The 19,823-nt window shown below is 62.3% G+C and carries 18 protein-coding genes; 14 read left to right on the plus strand and 4 right to left on the minus strand.

What is annotated here, in order from left to right; genetic code table 11:
• The first annotated feature begins 130 nt into the window (after positions 1-130).
• The 13 genes from rpoE to nagZ all read left to right on the plus strand — a co-directional run bounded on the left by rpoE (position 131) and on the right by nagZ (position 10,506).
• Entirely contained in the window at positions 131-730 is a 600-nt protein-coding gene (gene rpoE / locus VX159_RS06800) for an RNA polymerase sigma factor RpoE (protein ID WP_371325215.1), read from the plus strand.
• A 4-nt stretch (positions 731-734) separates the two neighbouring features.
• Positions 735-1,184, plus strand: coding sequence for a SoxR reducing system RseC family protein (locus VX159_RS06805; protein WP_371325216.1), 450 nt, complete (start codon positions 735-737; stop codon positions 1,182-1,184).
• A gap of 34 nt (positions 1,185-1,218) precedes the next feature.
• The gene (locus VX159_RS06810; protein WP_371325217.1) at positions 1,219-2,640 is read left to right on the plus strand and encodes a DegQ family serine endoprotease; all 1,422 of its coding nucleotides are present in this window, start codon (positions 1,219-1,221) and stop codon (positions 2,638-2,640) included.
• Between the two features lies 1 nt (position 2,641).
• Complete coding sequence (locus VX159_RS06815) at positions 2,642-2,887, plus strand: glutaredoxin family protein (protein WP_371325218.1); 246 nt, start codon at positions 2,642-2,644, stop codon at positions 2,885-2,887.
• 83 nt (positions 2,888-2,970) lie between these two features.
• On the plus strand, positions 2,971-4,761 hold the full coding sequence (gene lepA, locus VX159_RS06820; protein ID WP_371325219.1) for a translation elongation factor 4: 1,791 nt from the start codon (positions 2,971-2,973) through the stop codon (positions 4,759-4,761).
• Between the two features lie 18 nt (positions 4,762-4,779).
• A complete protein-coding gene (gene lepB, locus VX159_RS06825; RefSeq protein WP_371325220.1) occupies positions 4,780-5,568 on the plus strand; it encodes a signal peptidase I in 789 nt (262 codons plus the stop codon).
• A 10-nt stretch (positions 5,569-5,578) separates the two neighbouring features.
• Positions 5,579-5,932 (plus strand): DUF4845 domain-containing protein, encoded by a 354-nt coding sequence (locus VX159_RS06830; RefSeq protein WP_371325221.1) that lies wholly within the window; start codon positions 5,579-5,581, stop codon positions 5,930-5,932.
• Between the two features lie 3 nt (positions 5,933-5,935).
• The gene (gene rnc / locus VX159_RS06835; protein WP_371325222.1) at positions 5,936-6,607 is read left to right on the plus strand and encodes a ribonuclease III; all 672 of its coding nucleotides are present in this window, start codon (positions 5,936-5,938) and stop codon (positions 6,605-6,607) included.
• Positions 6,604-7,488 carry a GTPase Era gene (gene era, locus VX159_RS06840; RefSeq protein ID WP_371325223.1) on the plus strand — a complete coding sequence of 295 codons (885 nt, stop codon included), beginning with the start codon at positions 6,604-6,606 and terminating at the stop codon, positions 7,486-7,488. The genes rnc and era overlap by 4 nt, the downstream gene beginning before the upstream one ends.
• A gap of 48 nt (positions 7,489-7,536) precedes the next feature.
• The gene (gene recO / locus VX159_RS06845; RefSeq protein WP_371325224.1) at positions 7,537-8,265 is read left to right on the plus strand and encodes a DNA repair protein RecO; all 729 of its coding nucleotides are present in this window, start codon (positions 7,537-7,539) and stop codon (positions 8,263-8,265) included.
• Positions 8,262-9,023 (plus strand): pyridoxine 5'-phosphate synthase, encoded by a 762-nt coding sequence (locus tag VX159_RS06850; protein WP_371325225.1) that lies wholly within the window; start codon positions 8,262-8,264, stop codon positions 9,021-9,023. Before recO ends, VX159_RS06850 begins: the two co-directional genes overlap by 4 nt.
• 5 nt (positions 9,024-9,028) lie before the next feature.
• Positions 9,029-9,406, plus strand: coding sequence for a holo-ACP synthase (gene acpS / locus VX159_RS06855; RefSeq protein WP_371325226.1), 378 nt, complete (start codon positions 9,029-9,031; stop codon positions 9,404-9,406).
• A complete protein-coding gene (nagZ, locus tag VX159_RS06860) occupies positions 9,403-10,506 on the plus strand; it encodes a beta-N-acetylhexosaminidase (protein ID WP_371325227.1) in 1,104 nt (367 codons plus the stop codon). The genes acpS and nagZ overlap by 4 nt, the downstream gene beginning before the upstream one ends.
• A gap of 129 nt (positions 10,507-10,635) precedes the next feature.
• Here nagZ and VX159_RS06865 read toward each other — a convergent pair whose 3' ends face one another.
• The gene (locus VX159_RS06865) at positions 10,636-11,337 is read right to left on the minus strand and encodes a DUF5610 domain-containing protein (RefSeq protein WP_371325228.1); all 702 of its coding nucleotides are present in this window, start codon (positions 11,335-11,337) and stop codon (positions 10,636-10,638) included.
• Between the two features lie 151 nt (positions 11,338-11,488).
• On the opposite strand from VX159_RS06865, the gene VX159_RS06870 reads away from it, so the two are divergent.
• Entirely contained in the window at positions 11,489-12,562 is a 1,074-nt protein-coding gene (locus VX159_RS06870) for a ParB/RepB/Spo0J family partition protein (protein WP_371325229.1), read from the plus strand.
• 421 nt (positions 12,563-12,983) lie between these two features.
• Here VX159_RS06870 and VX159_RS06875 read toward each other — a convergent pair whose 3' ends face one another.
• From VX159_RS06875 to VX159_RS06885, 3 genes are all read right to left on the minus strand, one after another.
• Positions 12,984-13,661 (minus strand): YitT family protein, encoded by a 678-nt coding sequence (locus VX159_RS06875; protein WP_371325230.1) that lies wholly within the window; start codon positions 13,659-13,661, stop codon positions 12,984-12,986.
• Between the two features lie 252 nt (positions 13,662-13,913).
• On the minus strand, positions 13,914-19,115 hold the full coding sequence (locus VX159_RS06880; protein ID WP_371325231.1) for a KGGVGR-motif variant AAA ATPase: 5,202 nt from the start codon (positions 19,113-19,115) through the stop codon (positions 13,914-13,916).
• Positions 19,115-19,795 (minus strand): hypothetical protein, encoded by a 681-nt coding sequence (locus VX159_RS06885; protein ID WP_371325232.1) that lies wholly within the window; start codon positions 19,793-19,795, stop codon positions 19,115-19,117. The genes VX159_RS06880 and VX159_RS06885 overlap by 1 nt, the downstream gene beginning before the upstream one ends.
• Positions 19,796-19,823 lie beyond the last annotated feature (28 nt).

Consider the following 19,823-nt stretch of genomic DNA (forward strand, 5'->3'; position numbering starts at 1 on the left):
TAGCACGCGGGCCCGGCTTCAGCCCGTTACGAAGCGTCACAATTTTGTTGTTTTCAGTGCTGGGCAGCGAAAACGGCTGCGCTATACTGGCAGCACAAATATAAACATTGGTCCCCAGGGAATGAATGCCATGAGTGAGCGCGAAATCGATCAGGTGCTGGTCGAGCAGGCGCAGGGCGGTGATCAACGCGCCTTCGATCAGTTGGTGGGCAAATACCAGCGCAAGCTGGGGCGTCTGCTTTCGCGCATGATTCGCGATGCCGCCGAAGTCGAAGATGTAACCCAGGAAGCCTTCATCAAGGCGTATCGTGCCTTGCCGTCGTTTCGCGGCGACAGTGCCTTTTATACCTGGCTCTACCGCATCGGCATCAATACCGCTAAGAACTATCTGGTTTCGCAGGGGCGGCGTGCGCCGACCTCGACCGAATTCGATGCCGACGAGGCGGAGACCTTCGAGGATGCGACCCAGTTGCGTGACATCAACACGCCGGAAAGCCTGCTGCTGTCCAAGCAGATTGGTCAGACCGTGAATGCAGCGATGGAGGCTTTGCCTGAGGAGTTGCGTACGGCCATCGTGCTGCGCGAGATCGAAGGCCTTTCCTACGAAGAGATTGCCGGAATCATGGATTGCCCGATCGGAACGGTACGTTCGCGGATTTTCCGCGCCCGCGAAGCGGTTGCCGGTAAATTGCGGCCCTTGCTCGACACCTCGCCGGATCGTCGCTGGTAATTCGATGAATAGGCATGCAGAACAAAGCACCACGGTGCGCGGCGTCGTGCGCGCAGTCGAGGGAACGGTCGCGCTGGTCGAAGTCGAGCAGGGCGGCTGTGGTCGTTGTCACGAAGAAGGTGGCTGCGGCGGGCAGAACCTGACCCAGATGTTCTGCTCCGGCCCCAAGTCCTACCGGGTGGACAATGCCCTCGGTGCCCAGCCCGGCGAGCGCGTGCTGATTGCCGTGCCGGCCGGTAGTGTCCGGCGGACCGCCAACCTGGCCTACGGCCTGCCGCTGCTTGGCATCATCGGCGGTGCCGCACTTGGTACTGCCTTCGCGGCCGATCTGGGTGGCGTCCTCGGAGCGCTGCTGGGCGGTGGTCTGGTCTTTGCGTGGGTCAGGCGGAAGACTGCGGTCGGCTCTGGGAATTTTTCGCCGCGTCCCCATATCGTAGACCGTCTTGATTCCTGAATTTTTCTGCCTGTTTTCTGGAGGGTGATTGCCGATGAAACGCCTGCTTGCGTTTTTTGCCTTTTTCCTTGCCTGTTCTCTGGCTGTCGCGCAGGGAAGAAACTTGCCGGATTTTGCCGATCTTGCCGAAAAGCAGGGGCCGGCCGTGGTCAATATCAGTACTACGCAAACCGTTCGACGTGGCGGCCAGATGTCGCCTTTCCCTTTTGATGAGAACGATCCGGCTTTTGAGTTTTTCCGTCGCTTTATCCCCTTGCCGCCGGGCGGGACGGTGCCGCGTGAGTTCGAAAACAAGTCCCTGGGCTCTGGATTCATCATTAGTGCCGATGGATATATTCTGACCAACGCCCATGTGGTCGACGGGGCTGACGAGGTGACGGTCCGATTGACCGACAAGCGCGAGTTCAAGGCCAAGATCATCGGTGCCGACAAGCGCACCGATGTTGCGCTGATCCGGATTGAAGCAGCCAATTTGCCAGTGGCGCGACTGGGGGATCCGCAAAAATTGCGCCCGGGTGAGTGGGTGGTGGCCATCGGTTCGCCCTTCGGTTTCGAAAACTCGGTGACGGCCGGGATCGTATCGGCCAAGGGACGTTCGTTGCCGCAGGAAAACTACGTTCCTTTCATCCAGACCGACGTGGCGATCAACCCCGGCAATTCCGGCGGTCCCTTGTTCAACATGAATGGCGAAGTGGTCGGGATCAACTCCCAGATTTACAGCCGCAGTGGCGGTTACATGGGGGTTTCGTTCGCGATCCCCATTGATGTCGCGATGGAAATTCAGAGCCAGTTGCGCGCCAGCGGCAAGGTTGCTCGTGGCCGGCTCGGCGTGGTCATTCAGGAAGTCAGCAAGGAGTTGGCCGATTCGCTGGGGCTGGCCAAGCCGATGGGGGCAGTGGTCAATGCCGTTGAGAAGGGCGGCCCGGCAGACAAGGCAGGGCTGGAGCCGGGCGACGTGATTCTCAAATTCGATGGTCGGCCGATCAACGCCTCTGCCGATCTGCCGCGGATTGTCGGCGCCACCCGCCCGGGAACCCGAGCGCTCGCCCAGGTCTGGCGCAAGGGCGGGACTCGTGAAATTCCGGTCGTGGTCGGTGAAATGCAGGAGGATAAATCGGCTGGGCGCAACGTCAGGCCACAGCGCCCGACGGAGTTGGCGGCCAATCGTCTTGGTCTGGTGCTGAGCGAGCCTTCCCCGGAACAGAAACGCGAGCTGAAACTGGCGGCCGGTCTGATCGTCGATGAAATACGCAGCACCGCACCGCGTAGCGATCTGCGTGTTGGCGATGTGATTCTCGCGGTGATCAGCAGGGGGGCAACGACCGAACTCAAAAGCGTCGAGCAGTTCAACAAGCTGCTGCAGCAGTTCGAAAAGGGCAGCAATGTGACCCTGCTGATCCGGCGTGGCGAACTGCAGACTTTCATCACGATCAAGGGTATCAACGGAAGCAACTGAGATGAGTATCGAACTGACGCTGATCAGCCGTGGCTACTGCCACCTCTGCCATGACATGGAAGAAGCCCTGAACCCTCTGGCGGCAGAGTTCGCGGCAACGGTCAGTGTGGTCGATGTCGATGCCGATCCGGCGCTGGAAGCAAAGTACGACGAACTGGTGCCGGTCTTGCTGCACGGCGATCACGAACTCTGTCACTACTTCCTCGATGTCGCCAAAGTCCGTGAATATTTGGCGGGAATCCGCTAGAATTCAAAGTCTTCTGAACAAGGAAGGGCGCCGGACAGCGCCCTTTTTTACTGGCAGCCTTTTAAGCGGCAGCGTAAAGCAGCATGGATCACATTAGAAATTTCTCGATCATCGCTCACATCGACCACGGCAAATCGACCCTGGCCGACCGGATCATTCACCTTTGTGGCGGTCTTTCCGACCGCGAAATGGAAGCCCAGGTTCTCGACTCGATGGATATCGAGAAGGAGCGGGGCATTACCATCAAAGCCCAGACGGCTGCGCTGCAATACAAGGCGCGCGACGGCAAGGTGTACAACCTCAACCTGATCGACACCCCGGGACACGTCGACTTCTCCTACGAAGTCTCGCGTTCGCTGTCGGCTTGCGAAGGCGCACTGCTGGTGGTCGATGCCTCGCAAGGTGTCGAGGCCCAGACCGTGGCCAACTGCTACACGGCAATCGAACTCGATGTCGAAGTGGTGCCGGTGCTGAACAAGATCGACCTGCCATCGGCCGACCCGGACAGCGCCAAGCAGGAAATCGAGGATGTGATCGGGATCGACGCCACTGACGCTGTTCAGGCTTCGGCCAAGACCGGTCTCGGTGTTCAGGATATTCTCGAACAAGTGGTTGCCCGGGTGCCACCGCCGGTTGGCGATGTCACCGCGCCGCTCAAGGCACTGATCATCGACTCCTGGTTTGACAACTACGTCGGCGTGGTGATGCTGGTCCGTGTGGTCGATGGCGAAATACGTCCCAAGGACAAGCTGCATTTCATGGCCACCGGCGCCAATCAGCTGTGCGAGCAGGTCGGCGTGTTTACGCCGAAGTCGCTGCAGCGCGATGTGCTGCGCGCCGGCGAGGTCGGTTTTGTGATTGCCGGGATCAAGGAGCTGAAGGCCGCCAAGGTGGGCGACACCATCACCCATGCCGACCGCAAGGCGGTCGAGCCGCTGCCCGGCTTCAAGGAAATCAAGCCGCAGGTTTTTGCTGGCCTGTATCCGGTTGAAGCCAACCAGTACGACTCGCTGCGCGAAGCGCTGGAAAAGCTCAAGCTTAACGATGCCTCGCTGCAATACGAGCCGGAAGTCTCGCAAGCGCTTGGTTTCGGCTTCCGTTGCGGCTTCCTCGGTTTGCTCCACATGGAAATTGTGCAGGAGCGCCTGGAGCGTGAATTTGATCAGGACCTGATTACGACCGCACCGACCGTGGTTTATGAGGTGGTGCAAAAGGATGGCAGCGTGATCCAGGTCGAGAACCCGGCTAAGCTGCCGGAAATCTCCAAGATCGACGAAATCCGCGAGCCAATCATCGAGGCAACCATCTTCGTGCCGCAGGACTTCCTCGGCAACGTGATCACGCTGTGCAATCAGAAGCGCGGCAACCAGGTCGACATGCACTACCACGGCCGCCAGGTAAAGCTGGTCTACGAAATGCCGATGGCCGAAGTGGTGATGGACTTCTTCGACAAGCTCAAGTCCTGTTCCAAGGGCTACGCCTCGCTCGACTACGATTTCAAGGAATACCGCACGGCCGACGTGGTCAAGCTCGACATCCTGATCAATAGCGAGAAGGTCGATGCGCTGTCGCTGATCGTTCACCGCGCCAACTCGCAGTATCGCGGCCGCGAACTGGCCTCGAAAATGCGCGAACTGATTCCGCGTCAGATGTACGACGTGGCGATCCAGGCCGCCATCGGCTCGCACATCATCGCCCGTGAAAACGTCAAGGCCATGCGCAAGGACGTGCTCGCCAAGTGTTACGGCGGCGACATCTCGCGGAAGAAGAAGCTGCTCGAAAAGCAGAAGGCCGGCAAGAAACGGATGAAGCAGGTCGGCTCGGTCGAAATTCCGCAGGAAGCCTTCCTCGCCGTGTTGCGTGTCGATAACTAACCCGGATCCAGACTGAGCATGAACTTCGCACTGATTCTTTTTGTGCTGCTGGTGCTTACCGGCCTGCTTTACGCGGTCGACGTCCTGAAATTCAGGAAATTGCGGGCACCGGGTGGCAAGGAGCCGTTGTGGGTCGAGTGGGGCGCCAGCTTCTTCCCGGTGATCCTGATCGTCTTCGTGCTCCGTTCCTTTCTCTTTGAACCGTTCAAGATTCCTTCCGGTTCGATGATCCCGACGCTGCTGATCGGTGACTTCATCCTGGTTAATAAATTCACCTATGGCATCCGTCTGCCGGTGATCAATAAAAAGATCATCAGTATCAATGACCCGCAGCGTGGCGATGTGATGGTCTTCCGCTTCCCGGAAGACCCGTCGCTCGACTACATCAAGCGGGTGGTGGGCGTGCCCGGCGACACCATTGCCTACCAGCACAAGAAGCTGACGATCAATGGCCAGCTGGTGCCGATGAAGAAGCTGGAGGATTTCCAGCATCGTGAGCGCCTGTATTACTCCGAGCAGTACAGCGCCAAGATGGGTGAGGTCGAGCATCGCCTGCTCAACGATAGCGATGCACCGGAGTTCATCCCTGACGCCAGCCGCTTCCCGTTTCGCGAAAATTGCTCCTACAATGCCGCAGGCGTGGTCTGCAAGGTGCCGCCCGGGCATTACTTCATGATGGGCGACAACCGCGACAACAGCCGCGACAGCCGTTCGTGGGGCTTCGTGCCGGAAGAGAACATTGTCGGCAAGGCCTTCTTCATCTGGCTGAACCTCAGCGATCTGGGCCGTATCGGCTCGTTCAAGTAAGGAGAAAGCGATGCGCAAGCAGAAAGGCGTCAGCCTGGGCGGGCTGTTGATGCTGCTGGTCCTGTTGCTGCCGGTTGGCCTGGTCGGCCTCAAAACCGTGCCGACAGTGATCGAGTACTACGCGATCCTGAAGGATGCCAAGGCAGCGATCGCCCAGGTCGGTCCCGAGGCGACCGTGGCCGATGTACGCCGGGCTTTCGACAAGTACGCCGAGATCGACAATTTGCCATTCAAGTCGGCAGACTTGCAGATCGGCAAGGAAGGCAATCGCATCGTCGCTTCCTTCGCATACGAGAAGGTGATTCCGCTGTTCGGCAACGTTAGCCTGTTGATCGACTATCGCGGCACCACCGCCGGCAAATAAGGGATGACGGCAGAACGTATTGCCGGAAAACTCGGACACGCGTTTTCCGATTCCGCACTATTGCGCACCGCGCTGACGCACCGCAGCTACGGCATTCCCAATAACGAGCGCCTGGAATTCCTGGGTGACGGCATCCTCGATTTCGTGGTGGCCGATCTGCTCTACCGGCGTTTCCCCGATCTGCCGGAAGGCGATCTGTCGCGTTTCCGCGCCAATCTGGTCCGTCAGGACAGCCTGCATCAACTGGCGCTGGGGGTCGGCATCGGCGAGGCCTTGCGCCTGGGTGAGGGCGAGTTGAGGAGCGGTGGCGCCAGCCGGCCGTCGATTCTTGCCGATGCGCTCGAAGCGGTGTTTGGCGCGGTCTATCTGGATGCCGGTTTTGCCGCTGCCGCCGAGGTGATCGGACGGCTTTACCAGCCGCTGCTTGACGCGCTCAAGCCCGGCGCCGCGCCGCAGAAGGATGCCAAGACCCGGCTCCAGGAGTGGCTGCAGGGGCGCAAGAAGCCGCTGCCACGGTACGAATTGCTGCAAACTTCGGGGGCCGCACACCAGCAGAATTTTGAGGTGGCCTGCATTATTGGCAACCCAGCCCTGCGCACCGTAGGCGAGGGCAGCAGCCGGCGCATTGCCGAACAGGTCGCCGCCGATCTGGCACTGAAGGAATTGAAAGCATGAAAGAAATCCGCTCCGGTTATCTGGCCATTGTCGGCCGTCCCAACGTCGGTAAGTCGACGCTGTTGAACCGCCTGGTCGGCGAAAAGATCAGCATTGTCTCGCGCAAGGCGCAGACAACGCGCCACCGCATCACCGGCATCCTGACCAACGATGATGCACAATTCGTCTTCGTCGATACCCCGGGTTTCCAGACCAAGTTCTCGAATGCGCTCAACCGCGCGATGAACCGGGGCGTGACGCAGACCCTGCACGATGTCGATGTCGTCCTCTTCGTCGTCGAAGCCGGGCGCTACGACGCCAAGGACCAGGCGGTGGTCCGCCTGCTGCCCAAGGACGTGCCGGTGATTCTGGTGGTCAACAAGACCGACCAGTTGAAGAACAAGGACGCCTTGCTGCCTTTCCTGGCCCAGGTCGCCGCCGACTTCGACTACACCGCCGTGGTCCCGGTCAGCGCCGCCAAGGGGCGCCAGACCGAGGAACTGCTCAAGGAGGCGCGCAAGCACCTGCCCAACGAAGGTCTGATGTTCGGCGAGGACGAACTGACCGACAAGAGCGAGCGCTTCCTGGCCTCCGAATACATCCGCGAAAAGGTTTTCCGCCTGCTTGGCGACGAACTGCCCTACGCAACAGCAGTCGAGATCGAACGCTTTGAAACCGAAGGCGCGCTGCGCCGGATTTTTGCCGCCATCGTCGTCGACCGTGAAAGCCATAAGGCCATCGTCATCGGCAAGGGCGGGGAAAGCCTCAAGCGGATCGCCAGCGAAGCCCGCCAGGACATGGAGCGCTTGTTCGACGGCAAGGTCTATCTGGAAATCTGGGTCAAGGTGAAGTCGGGCTGGAACGACGACGAGCGCCTGCTCAAAAGCCTCGGCTACGAATAAGCCGGGCATCCGAGCCAGACAAGGGACGCCACAGGCGAGGCCGGGACGATGTCAGCACGCGGCAAGGTCGATGCCCAGCCGGCCTGGGTGTTGCACAGCTATCCCTATCGTGAAACCAGCCTGATCGTCGAGGTGTTCACCCGCGATCACGGGCGCATCGCGCTGCTGGCGCGCGGTGCCCGCCGGCCGCGGGCGGCGATTCGCGGCCTGCTGCTGGCCTTTCAGCCGCTGGAAATCGGCTGGGCCGGCAAGGGCGAAGTGCCGACCCTGATGAAGGCCGAATGGGTCGGCGGCCAGCCCCTGCTCGGCGGTGAGGCCCTGTTCTGCGGCTATTACCTGAACGAACTGCTGCTCAACCTGCTGCCGCGCGAGGACGCGCACCCCATCCTCTTTGCCCGCTACGGCGCCTTGCTCGCGCATCTCGCCGGCGATCAGGACAGCGCCGAGCGCGAGGCCGACCTGCGCCGTTTCGAAAAGGCGATGCTGCAGGAGCTTGGCTACGGCCTGACCCTCAACCACGATGCAGCGGGCGAGCCGATTGCCGCCGAACTTCAGTACAGTTACCGGATCGAGGAAGGCGCGGTGCCGCTGGCGCAGGGCGGCGGCGAACCGCCGCTGGTGCTCGGGCAGACCCTGCTCGACCTCGATGCCGAAGATTTTTCCCGGCCGCGTACACGGTCCGAAGCCAAAAACCTGATGCGCACGTTGCTGGCGCATTACCTGAATGGAACCGAACTGGTCACCCGCCAGATTTTCAAGGAGTTGCAAGCGCTATGATCGAACTCGGCGTCAATATCGACCACGTTGCCACCCTGCGCCAGGCGCGCCGCACCTATGAGCCGGACCCGGTCTGGGCGGCTTCCGAAGCTCACCTCGGCGGTGCCGACGGGATCACCTTCCACCTGCGCGAGGATCGCCGTCACATTCAGGATCGCGATGTCGAGCGGCTGGCCGAGACGACCCAGATCAAGCTCAATTTTGAAATGGCGGCAACCGACGAAATGATCGCCATCGCCTGCCGGATCAAGCCGCAAATGGCGATGCTGGTACCGGAAGGGCGCCACGAGGTGACCACCGAAGGCGGCCTCGACATCCTTGGTCAGGAAGCCCGGCTCAAGGACCAGATTGCCCGCCTGGCCGAGGCCGGTATCTGCACCAGCGTCTTCATCGACGCCGAACTGGCACAGATCGAAGCAGCGGCGCGGATCGGCGCGCAGGTCTGCGAAATCCACACCGGCCCCTACGCCCACGCCTTCCACGACCGGGGCCGCGATGCCGAAGCGCCGGCGGTACTCGCCGAACTGGCCAAGATCCGCGCTGCCGGGCAGGCGATCCGCGAGTTCGGGATGCGCTTCAACGCCGGGCACGCGCTCAACTACTACAACGTGCAGCCGCTGGCCCGCCTGCCCGGCGTGCGCGAACTGCACATCGGCCACTCGATCGTCAGCCGCGCCGTCTTCGTCGGCCTGCGCGAAGCCGTGCGCGAAATGAAGGCGCTGATCCGCGAAGCGGCGGCTCGGCCCGAAGGCGTCTGAGCCGGATGATCCACGGCATCGGCACCGACATCGTCCGCGTCGAGCGACTGGCGGCGATGTGGCAAAAGCACGGCGAGCGGGCTGCGGAAAAAATACTCGCTGCCGACGAACTGGCGGCGTTTGCCGCCGCCGGCGATAAAGGCCGCTTTCTCGCCAAGCGTTTTGCCGCCAAGGAGGCCTTTGCCAAGGCGCTCGGCAGCGGTGTGCGCGAACCGGCGACCCTGCCCAACATCGCCGTCGGCCACGACCCGCTGGGCAAGCCGCAACTGCATTTCCACGGTCAACTCGCCGAACTGGTCAAAAACCTTGGCCTGACCGCGCATCTTTCGATCAGCGACGAAGCCGAATACGCTGTCGCCTACGTGCTTCTGGAGCGTGCATGACTACTGCTGCGTCCTCTTCCTCCGTCCTGGCCGGGTTTGCGGAATCCGCTGGCTCGGCTGTTTCGCCCCGGTCCCTGCCGCTCGGGCCGCTGATGATCGACATCGCCGGTCACGAACTCACCGCGCTTGACCGCGAACGCCTCTGCCATCCGCTGGTCGGCGGCATCATCCTGTTTACCCGCAATTACCGCGACCCCGAGCAACTGCGGGCGTTGACCGCCGACATCCACGCCCTGCGCCAGCCGCAGCTGCTGATCGCGGTCGATCACGAAGGCGGCCGCGTGCAACGCTTCCGTGACGGGTTCACCCGCCTGCCGCCGATGCGCGCGCTGGGCGAACGCTACGCCGCCGACCCGGAAGCCGGGCGGCAACTGGCACGTGCCGCCGGGCGGGTGCTGGCCGGCGAATTGCGAGCGCACGGCGTCGACTATTCCTTCACCCCGGTGCTCGACCTCGACTATGGCCCTTCGCGGGTGATCGGCGACCGCGCCTTCCACCGCGACCCGGCGGTGATCGTCGATCTGGTCAAGGCCCTCGGCGAAGGCCTGCGCGCCGGCGGCATGGGCACCTGCGGCAAACACTTCCCCGGCCACGGCTACGTGATTCCCGATTCGCACGTCGAACTGCCGGTCGACGAACGCCCGCTGAGCGAAATCCAGGAAGACCTCGAACCCTACCGCCAGCTGGTGCAAGCCGGCGCGCTCGACGGCGTGATGGCCGCGCACGTCATCTACCGCCAGGTCGACCCGGCCACCGCCGTGTTCTCCCGCCACTGGATCGACTATTTGCGCCAGGACCTTGGCTTTAACGGCGTGGTATTCACCGACGACCTGTCGATGGCCGGCGCCGGCATCGTCGGCGACATGCTCGCCCGCGTCGAAACCGCCTATGCCGCCGGCTGCGACATGCTGCTCGTGTGCAACTCGCCGGACGCGGTCGGCGACGTGCTGGCCCGCTGGCAACCGCCGCAGGACACCGCCTACCGGGCCAGAAGCGCACGCATCGAACAACTGGCCGCCGCGATGCAGCAGCCGGTGGGGGAGTTGCTTGCCGGAGCCGCTTATCGTGAGGCGCTGAGGGTGTTGTCGACTTTGGCCTGAGCTTGGGTGCGGAAATCGCCAGTTTTCCAGCACCGCATGGGCAGGGAAAAGGCTGCTGTCACGGTCGACCGTGACAGCAGCCTTTTTTGCTTGAAACCCAGCAGGGGGCTCCCCGCAACCACCTCAGGTTCAGGCGCTGCTCTTGCTCACCGCAGCCTTGCCGGCATCAGCGGTGGTATTACTGCCCGCATCGCCTCCACCGGTCAGTTCCTTGGTCTTGCTGGCGATGAAGTCGTCGTAGCCTTTTTGTACCAGCGCGTAGGTCTGGTCGATGCTGCCTTTGATGTCGTCGCCGAGGGCATTGAGGCCTTTGAGGATGTCGCTGGCTTCGTTGAAGCCGCGTTCGAAGCCGCTGCGGATGGTGGCGACGAAGTCCTTGACCAAGGTTTCCGGGTCCTTGTCCGGGTTTTGCTTGGCGTAGGCTTCGAAGAAGCCGGTGGATAGCGACAGGATGCGGTCGGCGGTGGCTTGCGGGCTGTTGTCCTGGCTCATCGCGTTCTGAATCGCGTCCGGCCCCAGGGTGGGCGCCAGGGCTTCGTTGATGCCTTGAATGGCGCTTTTCAGCATCAGCGCCAGCGGCTCGTTGCCGCTGCTCAGCGAGACGCTGACCGAGGACTGGACGATCTGGACATTCTGCTGCGCCTTGAACTGCGCCAGCGCGGCGGTGGCGCTGCTTTTGCTGGCAGCGGTCGCGCTGGCCTGTTCGCTGTTGCCGGCCCGCTGGCTTGCTTCGGCGCCGGTAGCAGTCCGGGGGGGCGTGGTGGCGGACGAAGTGCGCGCCGCCAGCGGAAGTTTGTCGCTCAAATTGCCGGATAGGGTGGTGCCGATCATGGTGATTCTCCTCGCGCGAACCTGCGGCGTGCCGGAGTGGCACGTCCTCCATCTTCTTTATCGGCATAAAAGGGCGGTATGACAAGGGCTGGGGGCTTGTTTTTCGTCGCCGAATCGCGGAACATCCGGCCCCTTTTTGCCCGGAGAAGTCATGGCCTTCAAGGATGCCGCCGCCGAATACCGCTTGCTCGACCTGTCGCTGCTCGACCCCGACCCCGAGCATCCGCGCCGCCAGCCGGACGAGGCCGCGCTCAAGGGGCTGGCCAACGCCATCGGCAAGAAGGGCGTGCTGCAGCCCTTGCTGGTGCAGCCGGCCGATGCCGCCGGGCGTTACCGGGTGATCGTCGGCGAACGCCGCCGTCAGGCCGCGCTGCTGGCCGGCGAAACGCAGGTGCCGGTGCTGATCCGCGCCTGCCCGGCGGACGAGGTCCTGGAGGTGCAGGTATTCGAGAATCTCGGCCTCGGCGTGCGTGCCGCGCTGGAACCGCTGGACATGGCCAACGCCATCCAGCGGATTGCCGACCGTTTCGAGACGCCGAATGCCGCCGCCGAGCAGTTCGGGCGTTCGCCGACCTGGCTCAACCAGGCGACCGCCGCCGCCAATCTCTCGCCCAAGGTCAGTGCCTTGCTGGAGTCGGGCAAGATCGGCAGCGCGACCACGGCGGTGCAGATCGAGAAACTGGCGCAGAAGGACGAGGCCAGCGCCGAATCGCTGCTGGAAAAAATCGAGCAATTGCCGGAAGGCGAAAAGCTGCCGCGCGAGCTGGTCGAGGAAGCCCTGGCCGAAGCCGGCGTCAAACGCCGCAAGAAGGACAAGAAGAAGCCGGCTGCGGACGAAGGCGACGCCGCTGAAGCCGCACCGGCTGTCGCGGCAGTGACCGCCGTTGATGGTGTAGCCGTGACCGCCAGCGGCGAACCGGCCTCGACCGGGAGCGATCTGCCGCCGTGGGAAAGCGGCGAGGCTGAGGCTGCCGGCCCGGTGCAGGCTTCGACGCGGGCGACTTCACCGGTGCAGGCAAGCAGCGCCGGGTCGCCGGTAACGACCCGAGAAAGCACAGGCGAGGGCGGCTACCAGGTCGCGCGGGAAGCGGCCAACGCTCGCGCCGCCGTGCACCCGGACAAGATGCGCCAGGTCGCCGCCTTGCTCGGGCTGGAAAGCGGCGACGAAGCCACCATCCTCGACCGGTTGATCGACGAATTCCTGGCGCTCAAGGCTCGCGCCTGAGCGGCTGGTAGCGGTGCTGCCGGCGGCGGGCCGGCGCACGCGGTCGACTGGAAGTTGGCCTGTTTTCACGGTCGACCGTGGCATTCCAATGTTTTTCCAGCTATCCACAAAAGCTGTGGATAAGTCTGTGAATGAGTCGTGGGGAAATGCGCTAAGTCCCGCAACCGTAAGGCTTTTTCTTACTCTGCTGCAAACTTGTGCAGAATTGTAAGTTGTTGATTTTGTTGAGTTTAAACTGTGCGCACGGTTTGGCGCGGCTTGCCGGCGTGTCAAGGGGTTTGGCAAAAAATATATTTCGCCGCCTGTGCGTAAGCCAGGCTTGACAGGGCTGCTGTCAAGGGCTTGGGGATATTTTTTTCCACAGCCGGCAGCTCGCGCCGGGTGCTGCATTGCGGCGGCCTCTTGCAGCCGTTGGCTAGGCTCAGAACGAGATGTAGCGGCCTTTGCGGTGGTTGATCGCCAGTGTTGAGTTGAGCGCGGCGATGCCGAGCAGCGAGATCGCCACTTGCGACCACGGGACGACGGCGAGGGCGGCGAGCAGAATCACCGTGTCGATCACCTGCAGGCATTTGCCGGCCGGCCAGCCGTGGCGATCCTGCAGGTAGAGCGCGAGGATGTTGAAACCGCCGAGGCTGGCCTGATGCCGGAACAGGATCAGAAAGCCGACGCCCAGCGAAAAGCCGCCGAGCACGGCCGCCAGCAGCGGTTCGAGCAGCGCATAGCGCAGCCCGAGCGGCGCCAGATCGACGAATAAGGAAAATAGCGCAATCGCGATCAGCGTCTTGACCACGAAGACTTTGCCCATCCGCCGCCAGGCCAGCCAGAAGAAGGGCAGGTTGAGCAGCGCGTAGAGCAGGCCGAACGAGCTGCCGCTGGCGTAGTGCAGCAAAAAGGTCAGCCCGGCAGTGCCGCCAGTGAGCAGCCCGGCGCTCTTGAATAGCACCACACCGGAGGCGACCAGCAAGGTGCCGATCACGATCGCCTGCGCGTCGTCGAACAGGCTGTGCGGATTGGCCGGGCGGTCCTCGTCCGGCCTGGCCGCTGCGGTGGCGGACGGGTGGGCTGGCGGCGGGGCAGAACGCGTGGGGAGTGCGGACATGGCAAGGGCAGGCAGAAGCGATATCCGGCATTTTCCGGCGCCCGCCTGCCGCCGGCTATTGGGGAAAGACGCAGTGCCGGCGCTGGGCTGGCCGGGCGACGGCAAAGTTCAGGTTATGGGGCGCTTTTGCCACGGTCAACTCGCAAAAATGCAGAAAATTGCGGGTTGACCGTGACCGTGACCGTGACCGTGACCGTGGTCGTGGTCGTGGTCGTGGTCGTGGTCGTGGTCGTGGTCGTGGCTGGCTTGGGCTTAATCCGCCGCGTCTTTGTGGTGCCACAGGGCCGGGAAGTCGTCGGCGTACCAGTAGCGGGGAATCCACGGTGCGGGTTGCAGCTTGTCTTCCGGGTCGATGAACACCAGCGGCGTCGGGCCTTGTCCACGCAGAATCGGGTGGGTGATCTGGTCCAGGCGCAGGCCCTCGGCGAGTTCGCTGGTATCCAGTGAAAACCAGGCTTCGCCTTCTGTCCAGAGTATGCGTAGCAATTGTCCGGAGTGGGCGTCCCAGATGCGCAGGGTGTTGTCGTAGCTAGCGGAGAGGATGCGAGTTCCATCGGGGGAGAAGGCGGCGCTCCTGACCGAGCTTTGATGCCCTTTGAGGGTGGCGAGGGGTTGCAGGGAGTGAGCGTCCCAGAGGCGCAGAGTATTGTCGTCGCTGGTGGAGACGATGCGAGCGCCGTCGGGGGAGAAGCTTGCGCTGTTGACCGGGCGTTGATGCCCTTCGAGGGTGGCGAGGGGCTGCCAGGAGTGAGCGTCCCAGATGCGCAGAGTGCGGTCGTAGCTGGCGGAGACGATGCGAGCGCCGTCGGGGGAGAAGGCAGCGCTCATGACCCAGTGTTGATGCCCTTCGAGGGTGGTGAGGGGCTGCCCGGAGTGAGTGTCCCAGATGCGCAGAGTATTGTCGTTGCTGGCGGAGACGATGCGAGTGTCGTCGGATGAGAAGGCAGCGCTCCTGACCGAGTCTTGATGCCCTTCGAGGGACGCGAGGGGCTGCCCGGAGTGAGCGTCCCAGAGACGCAGGGTGCGGTCGTCGCTTGCGGAGACGATGCGGGCGCCATCTGCGGAGAAGGCGACGCTGTTGGCCCAGTCTTGATGTCCTGCGAGGGTGGCGCGGGTTAGGCCGGAGTGAGCGTCCCAGATGCGTAGGGTATTGTTATAGCTTGCGAAGATGATGCGGGTGCCGTCGGGGGAGAAGGCGGCGCTTCTGACCCAATCTCGAGGCCCTTTGAGTATGGTGAGGGTTTGCTCGGAGCTAGCGTCCCAGGTGCGCAAGGTATTGTCGGCACTTACGGAGATGATGCGAGTGCCGTCGGGGGAAAAGGCGGCACTAGTAGCCCAGCCTTGATGTCCTTCAAGTATGGCGATGACCTGGCTGGAGTGGGCGTCCCAGATGTACAGGGTGTTGTCGAGGCTTGCTGCGATGATCCGAGTGCCATCGGGGGAAAAGACGGCGCTTCTAACCCAGCCTCGATGCCCTTTGAGTGTGGCGATGGCCAGGCCGGAGCGAGCGTCCCAGATGCGCAGGGTGTTGTCGTCGCTTGCGGAGACGATGCGAGCGCCGTCGGGGGAGAAGGTGGCGCTTCTGACCCGGTTTTGATGCCCTTCGAGTGTGGCAAGGGGGGGCTCGGAGTGGGCATCCCAGAGGCACAGGGTGTTGTCGTCGCTGGCGGAGACGATGTGAGTGCCGTCGGGGGAGAAAACCGCGCTAGCAATTCCACCTCGGTGCCCTTTGAGTGTGGCGAGAGTTTGTTTGGAGTGAGTGTCCCAGATGCGCAGGGTCCGGTCATTGCTTGCGGAGACAATGCGGGTGCCGTCGGGGGAGAAGGCGGCGCTGTTGACCGAGTCTTGATGTCCTTCGAGTGTGGCGATGGCGCGGTAGGAGTGAGCGTCCCAGATGCGCAGGGTGTGGTCGTCGCTTGCGGAGACGATGCGGGTGTCGTCGGGGGAGAAGGTGGCGCTTCTAACGCGGTCTTGATGCCCTTCGAGTGTGGCGATGGACAGGCCGGAGTGAGCGTCCCAGATACGCAGGGTATTGTCGTCGCTGGCGGAGACGATGCGGGCGCCGTCTGGGGAGAAGGTGGCGCTTCTGACCCAGTCTTGATGTCCTTCGAGTGTGGCGATGGACAGGCCGGAGTGAGTGTCCCAGATGCGCAGAGTGTGGTCGTAGCTTGTGGAGACGATGCGGGCGCCGTCGGGGGAGAAGGCTGCGTAGGTTGTCATTCCACTATGGCCGTACTGCAGGTGGGGGGTGCAGGGGGGGGCAGGGGGATGGGGCAGTGAACCTGCCCGGCTGTTCGGCGCAGTGCAACCCAATAAACAGCTATCGACAAGCGTCACTTCGCCCTGGCTATTGGCCAGGCGGGCTGCGCGCAGGTCGGTGTTGGAAAAGTCCGCCTCGCTCAAATCACTGTGCTGGAACAAGGCCTTGATCCACTGGCTATTGCGGGCCGAGGTGTGGCTTAGATTGGCATGGCGCAAGTCGGCTTCTTTGCCTTGTACCCTGTCGAGCTTGCTGGCACTCAGGTTGGCGTTGGCGAGGATGGCTTGCCAGAAGTTTGCCCCACTGGCATCGGCTTGGCTCAGGTTGGCGCCGTCGAGCACACTGCGTGACCAGTCGCTGCCCTGAAGTTGCGCATTGGCGAGATTGGCGCCGGGGAGCACCAAGTCCTGGCACTGGCAGCCGGCGAGATTGATACGTTGTGGTGCTAGCGGTAGCCAGTCCACCTGGTCTTGCTGGTAGGCGCGGCTGGCCCAGTAGCCGAGCAGGTAGGCATTGCGCCGGGCGTTGGCCGGGTAGGCGGTTTGGCGGGTGAGCAGGGGGCTGCCGGGGGCGTTGCCATCTTCCTTGGCCAGGATTGCAGCGATGTTTTGCTGTGCCTGTTTTTGCGTCATGACCTCGTGCAGGGCAAGCAAGTCGGCAAAAAAGACGGCGGCTTCGCGGCTGGGGATGGGGCCGTTGAGCTTGGCTGCGAGTGCCTCCGGGTTGTTTTCGGTAGCTTTGAGCAGGGCACGGGCGTAGAAAAATTCGAGAAAGCTGCGGTGCGAGAAGCCGTAGTAGCCATCCGGCGTGCGTGAGAGAAAGGCGGCGGTGCGCAGTTCGATGTCGAGCGTGGCGGGGTCAAGCTGGCTGGGCAGGCGGCGGTCCTTGATCAGCGCGTAGAGGTCACCGTGGTGGATGCGCTGACCGTCGCGTTGCCAGAGTTCGACGGCCAGGGCTTCAAGGATGACGAGTAGCTCGTTGCTATTGCTTTGCCGGTCGGAGTGGCGGTAGTCGTTGAGCCAGCAGTTGGTATAGCGCAGGTAGAGCGCGCCGGCGGTGACGGCTTCACCGCTGCGCTTGAGATCGGGCAGCGAGCCGATGATGATGTCGAGCAGTTGCGGTCGGTCGGCGAGGCTGGCGAGGTTGTAAATGTTGCGGATATCCTTCCAGGCTTGTTTGCCGTCTTTTTTGCCCAGGCGTGTGCTCAGGTATTGCTGGATTTGCTCGTGGTCAAAGCGGGGTAAAACGTCGATGTTGCCGTCAAAGCCGCGCGCGGCCTGTTCCAGCGCGGCAAGGCGGTCACTCAGGCGGTGCACGGTTTGCTGGGCTTCGCCGTGTTCGCGGAAAAACTGCTCGCGGCAGGTAATCAGCACACGATTGGCGCGCGGGTTGTCGCCGGCACTGTCGCTGGGTTGGGCGAGCATGCGGAATTGCTCGACGACATTGCGGTGGGCTTGGGCAACGCCCATTTCGTCAAAGCTGTCGATCAACAGGATGAGGCGGCCACGTGCCAGCAAGTGTAGAAAAATGGCCGGGTCGCGGCGTTCGCCGGTCTGGCGCTGCCAGTGGTCGTGCAGCAGATCGCCGAGGCTGGTCTTGTTGGGGAAGTCGCGCAGGTTGATCAACAGCGGAATCGGATTTTCCGGATTACCGAGGGCTTGTTGTGCCAGATCGTAAGCAAAGCGGCGGGTAAAGGCGGTCTTTCCGGTGCCGTAGTCGCCGAGCAATACCCATAGGCGACTGTGCTCGCCCCGGCTCCAGGCTTGCGCATAGGGCAGTAGCGGCAGGGTTTGGTCGGCCTGTTTTTCTGGCTGGATTTTTTGCTCGATGTAGCTGGCAGCGAGCGGACTGTTGGCAAATTCCGAAATCAGGCGGTTGAGGTAGGTGGAAAAGTCGATCAGGGCGCGTTCGAGGTCTTCCGGCGTAAAACAGCGAATCTGGCGACCTTTGGCGAGTTCCTGTGCTTGCGGGCTGAAGCGGCGGGCAACGACCATGCCGCGCGCGCCGCGTTCGAGTGCCTTGGGTGTGCGCAACCAGACATCGAGGGTTTCGATAATTTCCTTGCCGACGGCTTTTTCGTGGTCCTTGCATTCGACAAAGTAAGTTGCAGTGTCCAGGCCTTGCTGGATGCTGGCGATCAGGTCGATGCGGTTGCCGTCCAGGGTTTGCTCGGGTTCGACGCGGTAGCCGAGCAGGCGCAGCAGGTCGGCGATACGCTCTTCAAAGGTTTTGCCTTGCTTGGCGCGGCTGTCGGGTTTGCGCAGGTCGAGGTAAAGCTCCGGGCGTTGGCGCTGGGCGATGCTTTCGGCTTGGGCAGCGCGCTCGTTTTCGGCCTCGATGGCGAGCAGGCGGGCGGCGACTTCATGGTATTTGCGGACGATGGGCGAGTCGGTTTCGCTGAGTGCCAGGATGGCTTCGCTACGGCGCAGTTCCGAGCGTTCGGGGATTTCGATCAGGCTGTCGGCAGCAAGGCCGAAATCCTTTTCCCATTGGCTGCGCAGTTTGGCGCTGACCTCGGGCTGGTCGGCCGGGATAGGTGAGGCGACCAGTTCCAGCTTGAGTTCGGCGTACTGTCCGTTTTCGCCGCGCTGCGGGTCGTTGACATGGTCTTTGAGGGCTTCCCATATGTGGTTCAGCCCGCCGGTATTCTGCGCGCCATAGTTGCCGACGAGCAGGGTGACATCGGGCAGCCAGGCGGTGAGAAAGCCGCCAATGTCGGTGATGCCGGTGCGCGAATCGAGCACGATGTAGCGAAAGCCTTCTTTTTCGCGCAGGTGCGTGAGCATGGCGCGCAGCATTTTCAGGCCGGTTTCCGGGGTGACCGCGAGAAAGTGCCCCCAGTCGATTTGCTGGTAAAGATCGGCGGCATTGGTTTCCTCGCCGTGCGCTGGCAGCAGGTAGAGGTTGCTTTGTTTTTCGCAGGGCAAGATGTTTTTGCCTAAGCGTTCCAGGTCGCGCTGAGTCGGGGCATCGAATTTGCGTTTTTCCTGCCAGTGGTGGAGCCATTCAAACAGGCCGCTCTTGTTCTCGCGGCTGGTCGATAGATCATTGATGCGATGCAGGCCGGGGGCTTCGAGGTCGAAGTCGCAGATCAGGGTTTTGCCGTGGCGGGCTAGTAATACGGCCAGATTGGCGGCCAGAACGCTGCGCCCTACGCCGCCCTTGTAGCTGTAGAGAGTGACGGTGAGGGACATCAGGCAGCTTTCTTGTTTTTGGGGTGCAAGCTGAATACGCTCATGCCGCACAGTGGGCTGCGGGGAGAATTTACGGTCGACTCGGTTTTGGGGGGGATTTTGGTCAGCCTCTGGGGCTTGCTGGCGGATTGCTGGGCTAGCATTTGCCGGCCACGCTCGGTCAGGCACCAATCCTTTTCGCGGCCATTTTTGCGCGCGCTGATTAGGCCGTGGTCAGCGATTTCGCCGAGCAGTTGCGAGAGGCGTGAGGCGCTGTAGCTTTTGGCATCCTTGAGTTCACTTTGTGCCAGGTAGCGGCCATCTATGGGCAGTGATTGCAGCAGGCTGCTGATTTGCTTGCGGCGGATGAATTCGCGCAATTCTTCGTCTGATGGAATGCGCAGCATTTGCCCGGCCAGCAGCGAAAGATAGCCCTCCCAGCGACCGCGCAGGGATGCGGGCAGTTGCCCGGCATTGGGCAGGCGTTCGAGCAGCGCATCAAGTACGGTTTCGAGCTCACCGAGGGTTTCCGGATCGTCGCTGCTGCAGGCGCGCAGGGTCCAGGCATTGAGCAGGTAGTCGGCGACGTTGCGGGTGGTGTCGTCCCATTCAGCGAGTTCGCGGGCGGCGGCCAAAAGATCAAGTGGGGAACTGTCGTCGACGCGGAGTTCCGGGTCGGCGGTACGGAGATTGAGTGCCATGACTAAATCGTCCTAAAGTATTTTCTGT

The organism is Dechloromonas sp. ZY10, assembly GCF_041378895.1.
In the GTDB taxonomy this organism is placed as follows: Bacteria; Pseudomonadota; Gammaproteobacteria; order Burkholderiales; family Rhodocyclaceae; genus Azonexus; species Azonexus aquae.

What these genes read in the sequence shown, in the direction of transcription:
- rnc (WP_371325222.1), top strand. Translation starts at nt 5,936, where the DNA reads ATGACGGCAGAACGTATTGCCGGAAAACTCGGACACGCGTTTTCCGAT.
- acpS (WP_371325226.1), top strand. Translation starts at nt 9,029, where the DNA reads ATGATCCACGGCATCGGCACCGACATCGTCCGCGTCGAGCGACTGGCG.
- nagZ (WP_371325227.1), top strand. Translation starts at nt 9,403, where the DNA reads ATGACTACTGCTGCGTCCTCTTCCTCCGTCCTGGCCGGGTTTGCGGAA.
- VX159_RS06880 (WP_371325231.1), bottom strand. Translation starts at nt 19,115, where the DNA reads ATGTCCCTCACCGTCACTCTCTACAGCTACAAGGGCGGCGTAGGGCGC.
- rpoE (WP_371325215.1), top strand. Translation starts at nt 131, where the DNA reads ATGAGTGAGCGCGAAATCGATCAGGTGCTGGTCGAGCAGGCGCAGGGC.
- lepA (WP_371325219.1), top strand. Translation starts at nt 2,971, where the DNA reads ATGGATCACATTAGAAATTTCTCGATCATCGCTCACATCGACCACGGC.
- VX159_RS06830 (WP_371325221.1), top strand. Translation starts at nt 5,579, where the DNA reads ATGCGCAAGCAGAAAGGCGTCAGCCTGGGCGGGCTGTTGATGCTGCTG.
- VX159_RS06870 (WP_371325229.1), top strand. Translation starts at nt 11,489, where the DNA reads ATGGCCTTCAAGGATGCCGCCGCCGAATACCGCTTGCTCGACCTGTCG.
- VX159_RS06815 (WP_371325218.1), top strand. Translation starts at nt 2,642, where the DNA reads ATGAGTATCGAACTGACGCTGATCAGCCGTGGCTACTGCCACCTCTGC.
- VX159_RS06805 (WP_371325216.1), top strand. Translation starts at nt 735, where the DNA reads ATGAATAGGCATGCAGAACAAAGCACCACGGTGCGCGGCGTCGTGCGC.
- lepB (WP_371325220.1), top strand. Translation starts at nt 4,780, where the DNA reads ATGAACTTCGCACTGATTCTTTTTGTGCTGCTGGTGCTTACCGGCCTG.
- era (WP_371325223.1), top strand. Translation starts at nt 6,604, where the DNA reads ATGAAAGAAATCCGCTCCGGTTATCTGGCCATTGTCGGCCGTCCCAAC.
- VX159_RS06875 (WP_371325230.1), bottom strand. Translation starts at nt 13,661, where the DNA reads ATGTCCGCACTCCCCACGCGTTCTGCCCCGCCGCCAGCCCACCCGTCC.
- recO (WP_371325224.1), top strand. Translation starts at nt 7,537, where the DNA reads ATGTCAGCACGCGGCAAGGTCGATGCCCAGCCGGCCTGGGTGTTGCAC.
- VX159_RS06810 (WP_371325217.1), top strand. Translation starts at nt 1,219, where the DNA reads ATGAAACGCCTGCTTGCGTTTTTTGCCTTTTTCCTTGCCTGTTCTCTG.
- VX159_RS06850 (WP_371325225.1), top strand. Translation starts at nt 8,262, where the DNA reads ATGATCGAACTCGGCGTCAATATCGACCACGTTGCCACCCTGCGCCAG.
- VX159_RS06865 (WP_371325228.1), bottom strand. Translation starts at nt 11,337, where the DNA reads ATGATCGGCACCACCCTATCCGGCAATTTGAGCGACAAACTTCCGCTG.
- VX159_RS06885 (WP_371325232.1), bottom strand. Translation starts at nt 19,795, where the DNA reads ATGGCACTCAATCTCCGTACCGCCGACCCGGAACTCCGCGTCGACGAC.